Origin of the sequence: Xanthomonas euvesicatoria pv. euvesicatoria (assembly GCF_020880415.1) — a bacterium.
Taxonomy (GTDB): domain Bacteria; phylum Pseudomonadota; class Gammaproteobacteria; order Xanthomonadales; family Xanthomonadaceae; genus Xanthomonas; species Xanthomonas euvesicatoria.
The window spans coordinates 13445-27117 of the sequence record NZ_JAJIUJ010000057.1 but is presented as its reverse complement, the minus strand read 5'-3'; the positions used below and the strand labels follow the sequence as shown (position 1 = coordinate 27117).

Sequence of the window (13673 nt, the reverse complement as noted above, 5' to 3'; positions counted from 1 at the left end):
GTTGCGGACCTTCGGTTTAAGCGGTGGGGGAGGCGGCGGCGTTATGCCGCCTGTTGATTCGCAGGTGCGGCAGCGGCTTGCTGTTGCCCGTTGAGCCACACCATCTTGGCGCGCAGCTTCTTGCCCACTTCCTCGATCGGGTGTTCCAGATCGGCCTGCTTGAACTTGTTGTAGTTCGGCAGGCCGGCGTCGTATTCGGCTACCCAGTTCTTGGTGAAGGTGCCGTTCTGGATGTCGGTCAGCACATCCTTCATGCGCGCCTTGGTGCCGGCATCGATCACGCGCGGGCCGCTGACATAATCGCCGTATTGTGCGGTTTCGGACACGAATTCCAGCATGCGGGTGATGCCGCCTTCGTAGAACAGGTCCACGATCAACTTCAATTCGTGCAGCACTTCGTAGTATGCGATTTCGGGCTGATACCCGGCCTCGACCAGCACTTCGAAACCGGCCTGCACCAGCGAGGAGGCGCCGCCGCACAGCACGGCCTGCTCGCCGAACAGATCGGTTTCGGTTTCTTCCTTGAACGTGGTCTTGATGATATTGGCGCGCGCGCCACCCAGGCCGCCGGCATAGGTCAGCGCGAACTGCTCGGCCTTGCCGCTGGTGTCCTGGTAGACCGCATAGATGCACGGCACGCCGCGGCCGATTTCATATTCGCGACGCACCAATGCGCCCGGGCCCTTGGGCGCGACCAGCACCACGTCCAGATCGGCGCGCGGTTTGATCATGTCGAAGTGCACGTTCAGGCCATGCGCGAACAGCAGGCAGGCGCCCTGCTTCATGTTCGGGGCGATGACCTCTTCGTAGAGCTTCTTCTGCACCATGTCCGGGGTCAGGATGGCGACCAGGTCCGCGCTCTTGACCGCTTCGGACGGCGCCACGACGATGAAGCCATCGGCCTGCGCCTTGGCTTCGGTCGGGCCGCCGGCACGCAGGCCGACGGTGACGTCGAAGCCGGAATCGCGCAGGTTCAGCGCATGTGCGCGGCCCTGGCTGCCGTAGCCGATGATCGCGATTTTCGGTTGGGTGTCGTTGCTCATGGAATGTCCTTGCGGGGTTGGCAGTGGAGATGGGCAGTGGATAAATGGATCAGCCGGCAGTGCGTGCACTGGCCGGCTGAGCAAAGCGGGGACGCGCGATGACAGTGCGCAGGCAACCACAGGCACTCATGCGCAGCTGGGCGCATGGCGATGTTGCGGATGTGGCAGTGATGTCGTTCATGTCATTCGAAACTTTTGGTGATCCCTGAAACGCGAAACCCCGCGCCGTTGCCGGTGCGGGGTCTGATCGAAGCCTTGTGTGTCTGTTGCCTACACGAAGTCTCGTCCCGCACCGGTTGGCGAGGTAATAAGTACGAGCACGAGAAGCGACGCAGCCAACGCGCCGGAGGGCGCGGACAGTGGGGCGTTCGAGGTGGTGAAGTGGTGCGGCATGGGCCTGAGATAACCACCGCGGCAACCAGGGTGTCAACCCTTGCGCTTGAAACATCCGCATCGATGGGCCGAGTCGCGTGCAAAGCCCCGTCGCAGCTGCATGGTTACTGCTGAAACCTGATCGGGACGGCACGACAAGCGCCGACGGGGATCACCATCTGCGCGGCATTGAGCGCGCTGCCAAGTGTCGATCGGACGGCAGGACGCGGCCCGCTGGTATGGTTGGCACCTCATTCTCAGTGTCAGGGGCCCTCGGTGATGCGTCGCGTACCTGTGTTGTTGGTGTCTGCTCTGGCGTTGCTCGCGCCGCCCCTCGGCGCTGCCGACCGCGTCACCGGGCAGCCGTTTGCCACCCGCTCGGAAGTCATTGCGCCGCATGCCATGGCCGCGACCTCGCAACCGCTGGCCACCCAGATCGCGCTGGACGTGATGAAGGATGGCGGCTCGGCGGTGGATGCAGCGATCGCGGCTAATGCGGCGCTGGGCCTGATGGAGCCCACCGGCAATGGCGTGGGAGGGGATCTATTTGCGATCGTTTGGGACCCCAAGACCCACAAGCTCTACGGCTACAACGGCTCCGGCCGCTCGCCCAAATCGCTGACCCTGGCCGAATTCCAGCGCCGTGGCTTGAAGGACATTCCGCCGACCGGCCCGTTGCCGGTGTCGGTGCCGGGCGCGGTGGACGGCTGGTTCGCGCTGCACGCGCGCTTCGGGCGCAAGCCGATGGCACAGAACCTGGCGCCGGCGATCCGCTACGCGCGCGAAGGCCATCCGGTCGCCGAGACCATCGCCTATTACTGGGACCGTTCGGTGCCGCGCCTGTCGCAATACCCCGGGTTCAAGGAGCAATTCACCATCGACGGCCACGCCCCGCGCAAGGGCGAGCTGTGGAAGAACCCGAACCTGGCCAACACGCTGCAGCAGATCGCCGACGGCGGCCGCGACGCGTTCTACGAGGGCGAGATCGCGCGCACCATCGGTGCCTACTTCAAGGCCAACGGCGGCTACCTCAGCTATGAGGACCTGGCCAGCCATACGGGCGAGTGGGTCGAACCGGTGTCCACCAATTATCGCGGCGTTGATGTGTGGGAACTGCCGCCCAACAGCCAGGGCATCGCCGCGTTGCAGATGCTCAATATCCTGGAGGGTTACGATTTCTCCAAGATTCCGTTCGGCTCGGCCGAGCACGTGCACTTGTTCACCGAGGCCAAGAAGCTGGCCTTCGCCGACCGCGCGCGCTTCTACGCCGACCCGGCGTTTCAGCCGGCACCGCTGGCCAGGCTGATCTCCAAGGACTACGCCAACCAGCGGCGCGCGCTGATTTCGATGGACAAGGCGCTCAAGGAAGTACAGCCAGGGACACCCAGGCAACTGGAAGAAGGCGACACCATCTATATGACCGTGGCCGATGCCGACGGCATGATGGTCTCGCTGATCCAGTCCAACTACCGCGGCATGGGCAGCGGCATGGCGCCGCCGGGGCTGGGTTTCATCCTGCAGGACCGCGGCGAGATGTTCGTGCTGAAGAAGGATCATCCCAACGGCTACGCGCCGGGCAAGCGGCCGTTCCAGACCATCATCCCGGCCTTCGTCACCAAGGACGGCAAGCCCTGGCTGAGCTTCGGCGTGATGGGCGGGGCGATGCAGCCGCAGGGGCACGTGCAGATCGTGATGAACCTGGTGGACTTCCACATGAACCTGCAGGAAGCCGGCGACGCGCCGCGTATCCAGCACGAGGACTCCACCGAACCGACCGGGCAGGCCACCGCGATGCGCGATGGCGGCGAGGTGAATCTGGAAACCGGCTTCTCCTACGACACCATCCGCGCGCTGATGCGCAAAGGCCACCGGGTGATCTTTGCCGACGGTCCGTACGGCGGGTATCAGGCCATCGCCCGCGATGCGGCCAGCGGCGTGTACTACGGTGCGTCGGAAAGCCGCAAGGACGGCCAGGCGGCCGGATACTGAGCGCGCGACACGGTTGAGGTTGCCGCTCAACTCCGGCCGCCGCACGCCGCTAATCACGGGATGGAGCAGGAGCCCCTCATGAATTCGATGCAACAGCCCGATCCGCCGTCGCAGACCCAGACGGCCGTGCTCCCGGATGCGCCCGTGGCCTTGCTGCGTTTGTCCGCCGAGGCGTGTGTGGTGGCCTGCAACCGCGTCGGCCTGGATGTGCTGGGCAAAACGGCGCTCGAGCTGCAGGGCGCGCCGGCCTCGGTGGTGTGGGGCTTGAGCGCCGCCGATCTGGTTGGCGAAGACGGCGTCTGGGCTGCCCCGGGCGACGACCCGGCGCGGCGCGTGCGCTATGTGCGCGACCGCGCGCATGGCGGCTGGATGCTGTCGCTGCCGCATGTGGAAACGGCGATCCTGTTGCGCGAGGCCACGCGTCTGGCCGACGGCAGCCGGCCGGTGCCGATCTCGCCCCTGCTGCAGCCGCTGGTTGCACGCCTGCAGGCCGAGCACGAAGACCGCACGGTGCTCGAGCGCACTGCCCAGGCGCTGGCCGGCTGCGAACTCGAACTCCTGTTGCCGCCGGGACTGGCGGATACCGAGATGGGCCGGCGCCTGCAAGCCGGGTTCGGCAATCTGGCCGAGGCCATCCGCCAGGCAGTGGCCTTGTCGGTGCAGATCGCTGCCGAAGTGCCGCCGCTGGTGGCCGAGAACGACGAAATGGTGCGCCAGTCGCAGGCGCAGAACGAGGCACTGGACGGTGCGCGCACCGCGGTGGAGCGCCTGTCGTCCAGCCTGCAGGACGTCAATGCCGACCTGGCGCAGGTGATTGCGCTGGCCGCCAGCGCCGACGACAGTGCGCGGCAAGGTGTGGCTGCCGCGCATGCGCTGGGCCAAGCAATGCACGAAGTGGAGCGCCGAGCGTCACGTGCGGGCGAAGTCATCGAGGTCATCGATTCGGTGGCGTTCCAGACCAATATCCTGTCGATCAATGCCAGCATCGAAGCCGCGCATGCCGGCGATGCCGGGCGCGGGTTTGCGGTGGTGGCCACCGAGATCCGGCGGCTGGCCGAACGCGCCGCAGCGGCCGCACGCGACGTACGCGCGATCCTGGCCGAAACCAGCGCCGCCGTAGGGGAGGGCGCGGCCTCCGCACGTGGCACCGAAGCGGTGCTCGATGGCATCACCCGCGTGCTCGGGCAGGCCAGCAGCGCGATGACCACCGTGGCCGGGCGCATCCAGGCGCAGGACGGCGAAATTCGCGGGATCGAGCGTGCGGTAGATGGCGTGGTGGCGTTGGGCCGCAGCAATCTGCAGCATGCCGCGCACGTGGCCGAACGCAGCGAAGCGCTGGAGCGCGGCACCGAAACCCTGCGCGATTGCGTGGGCTTGTTCCGGTTGCCGCCGGACCCGCTGCAGGTGCCCAGGCACGCGCGGGTCAAGGAGCTGGCCGTTGCCACGGCCGGCAAGATCGGCAGTGCGCTGGCGCAAGCCATTGCGCGCGGGCAGATCGAGCAAGCCGCATTGTTCGCGCGCACCTATACGCCGATCGCCGGCGTGGAGCCGCCCAAGTTCAGTACCGACTTCGATGCGCTCTGCGACCAGCTACTGCCCGCTTTGCAGGAGCCGCTGCTGGACGCGCACCCGTGGATTGTCTTCGCCATCTGCGCCAACCCCGATGGGTATGTGCCCACGCACAACCTGCGCTTCACCCAACCGTTGACCGGCGATGCCAAGCGCGATCTGGTCGGCAACCGCACCAAGCGCAAGTTCACCGACCGCGTTGGGCGCAGCGTGGGCGCGCATACCGATCCTTACCGCCTGCAGGTCTATCGCCGCGATACCGGCCAGATCATGTTCGACCTGTCCACGCCGATCTTCGTCGGCGGCAAGCACTGGGGCGGCTTGCGGGTGGGCTATACGCTGGAGTGATGGCCTCGCCCGGCCGGGGTTTGGCTGCTGCGCCTCAAGCCGGACAGCAAAAAAAAGCCGCCGAAGATCGGCGGCAGGGAGAGAGAGCAGGTTTCTTGTTGTAGTAGCTGCAGGCTAGCGGTGCGATATGCCCTGGAAATGTCTGTGCATGTCGCTATCGCCGTGCCGTGTGCCAAGCGCTCGATTGCGTGTTAGCCGTGCCACATAGACAACGACCTCCCGAGGGAGGCCGTTGTGACAACACGTGGATCAGGACAGCATGCTCAGAAGCGCTGCGTGTACTGCAGGTAGCTGTAGCGTCCCGGGATGGCGTAGGCCGGATCGAACGAGTTGGCCGAGGCGCTGAGCGCGACCGGCGGGTCGCGGTCAAAGACGTTGTTCAGACCCAACCGCACGGTCGCATTCCATGGAAGCTGGTAAGACACCTGCATGTCGTTGAACGCAGTCGCCGCAACGTGGCGATAGTTTCCGTTGTCGTCCAGTTCCGAATCGTAGTCCTTCATGCCCGAGTAGTACCGCACGGCCCAGTTGGCGGCCAGATTGCCGTAGCTCCAGTCCAGGGTGAGCGTGCCGCGGGTGCGCCAGTTCGGATTATTGGTGTGGTAGATGCCGTTGTAGCTTTCCCACGCAGAATTGTCGTCCTGCTTTTGCTCGTTGACGGCCACGTAGGTCGAATCCAGCGTCAGCATGAACTGACCGATTGCGGTCTGCGGCAGTTTGTAACGCGCGGTGAAATCGTAGCCTTGCATGCGTTGCTCGCCGACATTCACCGGCTGGATCACCAGGCCGGTGATGGTCCCTGTCGCATCGCGGGTCACCAGATCGCAGAACGCCGAGATGTTGAACTGGTAACACTGCGACAGGATCTGATTGGCGCTGAATTCGGTGATGGCGTCGGTGATTTCGATCTTCCACCAGTCCAGCGACACGTCCAGGCCCTGCACCGAAGCCGGGCTGTAGACAAAGCCAAGCGTGGTGTTCTTGGATTTTTCCGGTTGCAGATTGGCGTTGCTGGTGTAGGTGAACGGATAGATGGTTTGGCCGGAGTTGCCGCTGGCGCTGTTGTATTCGGCAACGTAATTGGCAGGCACGCCGCGGGCTGCGCATGCGGCCGCAATCGCGCTGGTGTAGGAGGTGCTATTGGTCGAGCAGGGATCGGAATAGGTGTCGAAACTGTCCGAGGCGCCCAGATACAGATCTTCGATCGATGGCGCGCGGAAACCGGTGGCGTAATTGCCGCGAATCAGCAGGTCGGCGACCGGCTTCCACTTGAAGCCGAACTTGCTATTGGTGGTGCTGCCGAAGGTGTTGTAGTCCGAATAACGCACTGCTGCGCTCAATTCCAGCAACTGCGCACCGGGCACATCCTTCAGCAGCGGAATCGCCACTTCGGTGTAGTAGTCGTTGAGCGTGTACGAGCCAGAGGTGGGCGTAAACGAATTACCCGAGGTATAGCCGGCCGAAATCAAGGCATCCGGTGAGGAGAATCCGCTTTCCTCGCGATGTTCGACACCGGCGGCAAAACTCATCCAGCCGGCGGGCAGCTCGAACAGCTCGCCGGTGAGGTTGGCGGTGAAGCTACTGTTTTTATATTGATATGTGTTGTGCGCAGTGAACAGGATGTAGTCCAGCATTTCCTGGGTCACGCCGCCGGCCGGCGACAAGGGGTTGAACGGTACGCAGCCGGCAATAACGGCGCCGCCGCTGTCCAGGCACGCCAGGGTGCCATTGACGATGCCCGATGCACCGAGCGCATTGCCCAGGTTGAGCAGATTGACATCGCCATACTGGGTTTCGGTCTGGTCGGTCTGGTTGTGCGCAAAGCCCACATCCCAACTGAACTGCCTGTCGGCAAACTGGAAGTCACCTTCCAGCCCGGTGTACACGTGCGAGGTCTTGACGTCCTGCTGATAGGTGCGTGCGAATTCGGTCAAGCGGTGCGACCAACCCACATCGCGCCCGTCGCCGCCGTAGGCAGTGTTGTACGGGTTGTAGTAGCTTTCGCCGCTCAACAGGATGCCGGTGTTGACGGAGGCCAGCGGAAAGCCTGCCAATTGCTGTGACGACTGGCGCCGGTTATACAGTCCATCGAACTTGAAGCGCACGTTGTCGGTGAGTGCGTAGTTGCCCTGCACGTACAACGCGTCGCGCTTCTGCGGCGTGACCAGGTAATTGTCCTTGGCGTAGTTGTAGCCATATTCGGACGTGTTGAAGGCGGTGTACTGGTCCAGGCCATAGCGCGGATACCTGCTGTCGCCGCTCGCGGTGGCGCTGTCGGGCAATACCGTCCAGGCGCCGCTGGTGCCATTTGCACGGAGGCGGCCGCTTGCCGAGTAGCTGCTATAGGCCGACGAGCCCGCGCCGTACACCGGCTCGGCAGAGATCTCCCGGTCGCCTGCCATCACCGCATCTTCCTTGACGCTGGACAAGCCGATGACCAGATTGCCGCGCTCGCTGGTGGCGCCCACGGTCGCGTCGAAGGAGGTGCGCTGACCGTCGCCCTGGCCGTATTGGCCAACGTAGGCGTTGACTTCGGCGCCATCGAAATTGGTACGGGTAATGATGTTGACCACGCCCGCGATGGCATCGGAGCCATAGATCGACGAGGCGCCATCCTTGAGGACTTCCACGCGCTCCACGATGGCCGAGGGGATGGTGTTCAGATCCACCGAACCGGACAGGCCCGAGACCCAGCGCCGGCCATTGACCAACACCAGCGTGCGTGAGGCGCCCAGGTTGCGCAGGCTCACCGTGGCCGAGCCGTCGCCGCCGTTGTTGACGGTGCTGTTCATCGTCGCGCCATTGGAGGGAATGCGCTTGAGAACGTCGGCAACCGAGGTCAGGCCCTGCTTTTCGATGTCCTGGCGCGTGAGTACCAGTACCGGTTGCGAATTTTCCACGTCGACCGAGCGGATGCGCGAGCCGGTGACTTCGATCTTGTCCAGGTTGGTCGGACTCTTGTCGGTTTGTTCCTGGGCGATGGCGCTCGTGCTGACGCACAGGCTGATGGCGATCGCGAGCGAGCCCCGACGCATCGTCGGGTGGAGCGTTGTCTTAGTCATATGTACGGCGGTTCCCGGTAGAGGAGGAGCGACAGCGCGATCCCCGTGAATGACACCTGCATGCGTGCGGCGTCTTCGGCACGCCACGCAGGCTTAGCGGGAATTTAACGAGCGGGTTTCGCCGCCGTTTTTCGTCAATCGGCGCCTTGTTGCGTGGCGACGCGCGCAATGCATCGGCGCGCCATGTAATGCCCGGGCGACGCTGGGCGTGTGCTGCAGCGACGTGAGATGACCTGTGCGGACATATGTCGCCGCCGAACGCGACAACCTTGCGACGCGCAACAGCAGGCCGGTGCGGCCGCTGCTTCAGTGCGGTATGCCCTACGGGTTTAGCGCGGGCCGTGCGCGCTGGGGGTATGTGGCGGATTTTGTTTAGCTGCGCAGGTGCAATGTGGTTTAATCGCCGCCGAAGTGGGGGTACCGCAGCGTGCTGCGGTTGAGATAGTCCCTTCGAACCTGATCCGGCTGATACCGGCGTAGGGAAGCTTCGTCAGATGCGATGGTTCGTGCGTGCACGGGCAGTCGGTATCGAGCGCCGCCGCTTCGTCCGCACTGCGACTCCTTCGCAGGGCCAGCACACAGGACGAATGCCATGAATGCCGCGCCCACCGTTTTGCAACAACAAGCCCAGTCGTTGTCGGAGGCTGTCACCCAGCCGATTCCCGGTTCACGCAAGATCTTCGTGCAAGGCTCGCGCGCCGATCTGCAGGTGCCGATGCGCGAGATCGCCTTGACGCGCACGCCCACCTTGTTCGGCGGCGAAGAGAATCCGCCGCTCAGCGTCTACGACACGTCCGGGCCTTACACCGATCCGCGGGTGGCGATCGATCTGGCAGCCGGTCTGGCACCGCTGCGTGCGCAGTGGATTGCCGAGCGTGGCGACACCGTCGCCCTGGACGGGCTGAGCTCCAGCTTCGGGCGTGGCCGCGAGCACGATGTGCGTCTGGATGCAGTGCGCTTTCCGGCGCGGCGTCTGCCGCGGGTAGCGCGACAGGGCGCCAACGTCACCCAGATGCATTACGCGCGCCGCGGCATCATCACGCCGGAAATGGAGTACGTGGCGATCCGCGAAAACCAGCGCCTGGAAGCGGTGACCGATGCAAGCTTGCGCAGGCAGCACCCGGGCCAGGCGTTCGGAGCTTCGATCCAGCAACGCATTACACCGGAGTTCGTGCGCGAAGAGATCGCACGGGGCCGCGCGATCTTGCCCAACAACATCAATCACCCCGAGAGCGAGCCGATGATCATCGGCCGCAATTTCCTGACCAAGATCAATGCCAACATCGGCAACAGCGCGGTGTCTTCAGGCATTGCCGAAGAGGTCGAGAAGCTGGTGTGGTCGATCCGCTGGGGCGGGGACACGGTCATGGATCTGTCCACCGGCAAGCACATCCATGAGACGCGCGAATGGATCATCCGCAACTCGCCGGTCCCGATCGGCACGGTGCCGATCTATCAGGCGCTGGAGAAGGTCGATGGACGCGCCGAGGCGCTGACCTGGGAAATTTTTCGCGACACCTTGATCGAGCAGGCCGAACAGGGCGTGGATTACTTCACCATCCACGCCGGCGTGTTGCTGCGTTACGTACCGCTGACCGCACAGCGCGTGACCGGCATCGTCTCGCGTGGCGGTTCGATCATGGCCAAGTGGTGCCTGGCGCATCACAAGGAGAATTTTCTCTACACGCACTTCGAAGACATCTGCCAGATCATGAAGGCCTACGACGTGGCGTTTTCGTTGGGCGATGGCCTACGCCCCGGCTGCATCGCCGACGCCAACGACGCGGCGCAATTCGGCGAGCTGGAAACGCTGGGCGAGCTGACCAAGCTCGCCTGGAAACACGATGTGCAGACCATGATTGAAGGCCCCGGCCATGTGCCGATGCAATTGATCAAGGAAAACATGGACAAGCAGCTGCGCGAATGCGGCGAGGCGCCGTTCTACACCCTGGGGCCGCTGACTACCGACATCGCGCCGGGCTACGACCACATCACCAGCGCGATCGGTGCGGCGATGATCGGCTGGTTCGGCACCGCCATGCTCTGCTACGTCACTCCGAAAGAGCACCTGGGCCTGCCCAACCGGCAGGACGTGCGCGACGGCATCATGGCCTACAAGATCGCCGCGCATGCCGCCGACCTGGCCAAGGGGCATCCGGGCGCGCAAGTGCGCGACAACGCCTTGAGCAAGGCGCGTTTCGAATTCCGTTGGGACGACCAGTTCCATCTTGGCCTGGATCCGGAAAAGGCCAAGGAGTTCCATGACCAAACCCTGCCCAAGGACGCGCACAAGCTGGCGCACTTCTGCTCGATGTGCGGGCCACACTTCTGCTCGATGAAGATTACCCAGGACGTGCGTGATTACGCGGCCGAGCACGGCATGAGCGAGGCGCAAGCGCTGTCGACGGGCATGCAGGAAAAGTCCGCGCAATTTGTCGCGCAGGGCGCGCAGGTCTATCGCGCCACGTGACGCGTTACATGGCAGCGTTTCATAAAACGTGATGTAGCGCCTGCTTAGGAAAGGTTCAGTTTTGTACTGAACAGATTACGGCGCGGTCCGCAAGTGCCGCGCTATGGCAGGGTTGCAAGCGATTCCAGTAAATAAGGGTTTCAGCTGATTTAGCTGAATCGCAGATAAAAAAATCGCGCCAGAAGGCGCGAAGGGTACGTCGTAATTATTCGAATTCGTCGGCGAGAGAGAGAGAGAGCCTGACGCTGCCGCCTGTCTTAGGAAGCAACGGGGCATAGCGTAAAATTTGCACCAAATGGATGCATGACACAGTTGGTCGTCGTCCTTTGCTGAATTTGGCGTTTCGCGGAAGGCGCGGGGCGCTCTTTGTTGTTCTTGCATGCCGACGCGTGTTTTTGCCGATGAGTGTTCCTCCCGCTATTGCAATGCCATCGGGCCGGCTGCGTGTCGGTCAGTGCGTGGTCGACATTGCCTCGCGCGAGGTGCACGCACCTGGCGCAAAGCGTCCGCTGCGGCTGGCGCCCAAATCCCTGGCGGTGTTGCTGACCCTGGCGCGGCAGCCGGGCCAGGTGGTCACGCGCGAGCAACTGCTTGCCGAGGTTTGGCCCGATACCTTGCCGACCAACGATGTGGTGACCCAGGCGGTCACGCAGCTGCGCAAGGCGTTTGCCAGCCACGGCGGGCAGCGCTCGGAGCACATCGAGACCATCGCCAAGACCGGGTATCGCTTGATGGCGGCGGTTGTGTGGGAAGCGCAGGCACCTGCATCGGCGACGCTGCCTGGTGAAGCACTGGGTCCGGATACGCTCGAGCCGGCGCAGCCAGACCAAGGCGTGGCGTCCGTCCCCGACGAGTCCGACGCTACCGCATCGCCCGTCCGCACCGCGCCTGGCCAGCCTGTAGCGCCCGTCGTTGCGGCGCCGGCCGCGCCACGACACCGGCGCTCGATGGCGCTGGCAGTCGCCAGCGTGGCGTTGCTGGTCGTGCTGAGCCTTGCGGTATGGACCTCATGGCGACCTGCTCCGGCACCTGAGACCGCGCAAGCGCATGCGGTGCTGGGCAGCCCCAAACGGCCGTATCAGGTCATTACCGCAGGCGGTGGATTCGATCTCACGCCAAGCCTGTCGCCCGATGGCGCGAGGGTGGCGTACGCCTCATTGACCAGCGATCGCACCGGCACCTCGATCCTGGTCAAGACCACCGACAACGCCTATCCACGGGTACTGGAGACGCCTGCGCCCGGCGTCTCCGATCGTTTGCCGGCGTGGTCGCCGGATGGCCGGCAGATCGCGTTTTCCAGGCAGGCGCCCGATGGCAGCTGCCGGGTCATGATTGCCGCAGCCACCGGGCCTGCGGCGTCGCGCGAGGTAATGCGGTGCGATGGTGCCGACATGCTGAGTTTCAGCTGGTCGCCGGATGGGCGCGCGCTGGTGTTCGGCAGCATGACCGGCAAGCACGGTGCGGCCCGCATGCGTCGCCTGGATCTGGCAACCGGGCAGTGGCAGACGCTGGACTATCCGGCGCAGGCGGGTGATTTCGATTACGCGCCGCGGTATTCGCCCGATGGGAATTGGATCGTGTTCCTGCGTAATCCGCAGCTCGGGGACCTGTGGCGGATTCCGGCCGAAGGCGGCGTCGCCGAACGGCTCACCCATGACAACGCCGATATCCGTGGATGGAGTTGGCTGCCCGATGGCAGCGGTTTGATCTTCGGGCGTCGCGTGGACAGCGAGGCGCGGCTGTATCGCCTCGATCTGCGGGACCACAGCTTGCACGATGTGGGCGTGGACGATGCGCAAGCACCGGACGTGGCGCATGGGCATCTGGTGTTCGTGCAACGCAAACCGCAGTTTGGCGTCTATCAGGTCATTGGCGACACGATGAACGGTGGCTACATTCGACGCCGACTGTTTCCATCCAGCGGGCGCGACGATCAGCCGATGATTGCGCCGGATGGGCGCCAGCTGATCTTTGCATCCAATCGATCCGGTGCGTACGCACTGTGGTGGGGCGATGTCCGCAAGCCCGGTTCGGTGCGCTTGATCGAAGGGCTGCGCCCGGATTCGCGCCAGGCCGCCGACTGGTCAGCCGATTCGCAACGCGTGCTGGTCAGCGGCAGCGATGCGGCCGGGCATGCGGCGCTATTCGAAGTGACCCCCAGTAGCGGCCAGGTAGTGCGACTACCCGTGCCGCAGCCGCGCCCGCTGCAGGCGATCCATCTTCCCGATCCGGACCGGCTGCTGGTCCTTGCTGCTGCCGACGACGGGCATACCTTCGCAACGCTGTACGACCGGCGCAGCAGCCCATGGCGTGCGCTGGCAACGCTGCAGGACGTCTCGCAATTGCGACTGGACCGCGTCAGCGGACAGGTCTTGCTGACCCGCCTCAGCGGGGGCGGTGTGTGGCAGGTCGCTCCATCGCTGGCCGCCGACACCTTGCATGCTGTCGATCCGCAACAGCCATCGCGCTGGCGGTATCGCAGTTGGGCTCCGGGCGTGAATGGCCAACTGCATTACCTGTCGTCCACCGACAGTTGCGCTGCCTACGATCGCGAGTTGCGCAGCGGCCGCGGCCAGTGCTTGGATGCGGTCAAGTTCACCACCATCAACGGTTTCAGCCTGAACCAGCGCGATGGGACGCTGTATGTGTCGCTGGCCGAAGAAGATGGCAGCGCCATCGCGTATATGCCATTGCCACAGCATTCCGTGGCGCCTATGGGCGTCATTGCTAACTTATTGTCGATATTGAGAAAAATCGCCTCGTAAGTTCTTCGGAAAGGCTTCGTGGCAATTTCGGCGCAGTTTCGTCAAAACTTCCTGA

6 protein-coding genes and 1 riboswitch are annotated in these 13673 nt (G+C 64.0%); of the genes, 4 read left to right on the top strand and 2 right to left on the bottom strand.

All coding sequences use genetic code 11. The annotated features are described in order from the left end of the window. Positions 1 to 41 precede the first annotated feature (41 nt). Complete coding sequence (ilvC, locus tag LN450_RS10410; RefSeq protein ID WP_011348518.1) at positions 42 to 1043, bottom strand: ketol-acid reductoisomerase; 1002 nt, start codon at positions 1041 to 1043, stop codon at positions 42 to 44. Positions 1044 to 1694: 651 nt separating this feature from the next. On the opposite strand from ilvC, the gene ggt reads away from it, so the two are divergent. After that, positions 1695 to 3404, top strand: coding sequence for a gamma-glutamyltransferase (gene ggt, locus LN450_RS10405; protein ID WP_011348517.1), 1710 nt, complete (start codon positions 1695 to 1697; stop codon positions 3402 to 3404). A gap of 60 nt (positions 3405 to 3464) precedes the next feature. Beyond that, positions 3465 to 5321: a methyl-accepting chemotaxis protein gene (locus LN450_RS10400; protein WP_170811237.1), complete on the top strand. Its 1857-nt coding sequence runs from the start codon at positions 3465 to 3467 to the stop codon at positions 5319 to 5321. Between the two features lie 263 nt (positions 5322 to 5584). Here the strand turns inward: LN450_RS10400 and LN450_RS10395 are convergent, their stop codons facing one another. Next, positions 5585 to 8356 carry a TonB-dependent receptor gene (locus LN450_RS10395; RefSeq protein WP_039417072.1) on the bottom strand — a complete coding sequence of 924 codons (2772 nt, stop codon included), beginning with the start codon at positions 8354 to 8356 and terminating at the stop codon, positions 5585 to 5587. Positions 8357 to 8786: 430 nt separating this feature from the next. Further along, positions 8787 to 8884: riboswitch (TPP riboswitch) on the top strand. A 91-nt stretch (positions 8885 to 8975) separates the two neighbouring features. Here LN450_RS10395 and thiC point away from each other — a divergent pair. Beyond that, positions 8976 to 10853 (top strand): phosphomethylpyrimidine synthase ThiC, encoded by a 1878-nt coding sequence (gene thiC, locus LN450_RS10390; RefSeq protein WP_011348514.1) that lies wholly within the window; start codon positions 8976 to 8978, stop codon positions 10851 to 10853. Between the two features lie 425 nt (positions 10854 to 11278). Continuing rightward, positions 11279 to 13618, top strand: a complete 2340-nt coding sequence (locus LN450_RS10385; RefSeq protein WP_039417070.1) for a winged helix-turn-helix transcriptional regulator — start codon at positions 11279 to 11281, stop codon at positions 13616 to 13618. The last annotated feature ends 55 nt before the right edge of the window (positions 13619 to 13673 follow it).

Excerpts from the sequence above, each read along its gene's own strand:
- ilvC (WP_011348518.1), bottom strand. The coding sequence starts at position 1,043 with ATGAGCAACGACACCCAACCGAAAATCGCGATCATCGGCTACGGCAGC.
- ggt (WP_011348517.1), top strand. The coding sequence starts at position 1,695 with ATGCGTCGCGTACCTGTGTTGTTGGTGTCTGCTCTGGCGTTGCTCGCG.
- LN450_RS10400 (WP_170811237.1), top strand. The coding sequence starts at position 3,465 with ATGGAGCAGGAGCCCCTCATGAATTCGATGCAACAGCCCGATCCGCCG.
- LN450_RS10395 (WP_039417072.1), bottom strand. The coding sequence starts at position 8,356 with ATGCGTCGGGGCTCGCTCGCGATCGCCATCAGCCTGTGCGTCAGCACG.
- thiC (WP_011348514.1), top strand. The coding sequence starts at position 8,976 with ATGAATGCCGCGCCCACCGTTTTGCAACAACAAGCCCAGTCGTTGTCG.
- LN450_RS10385 (WP_039417070.1), top strand. The coding sequence starts at position 11,279 with ATGCCATCGGGCCGGCTGCGTGTCGGTCAGTGCGTGGTCGACATTGCC.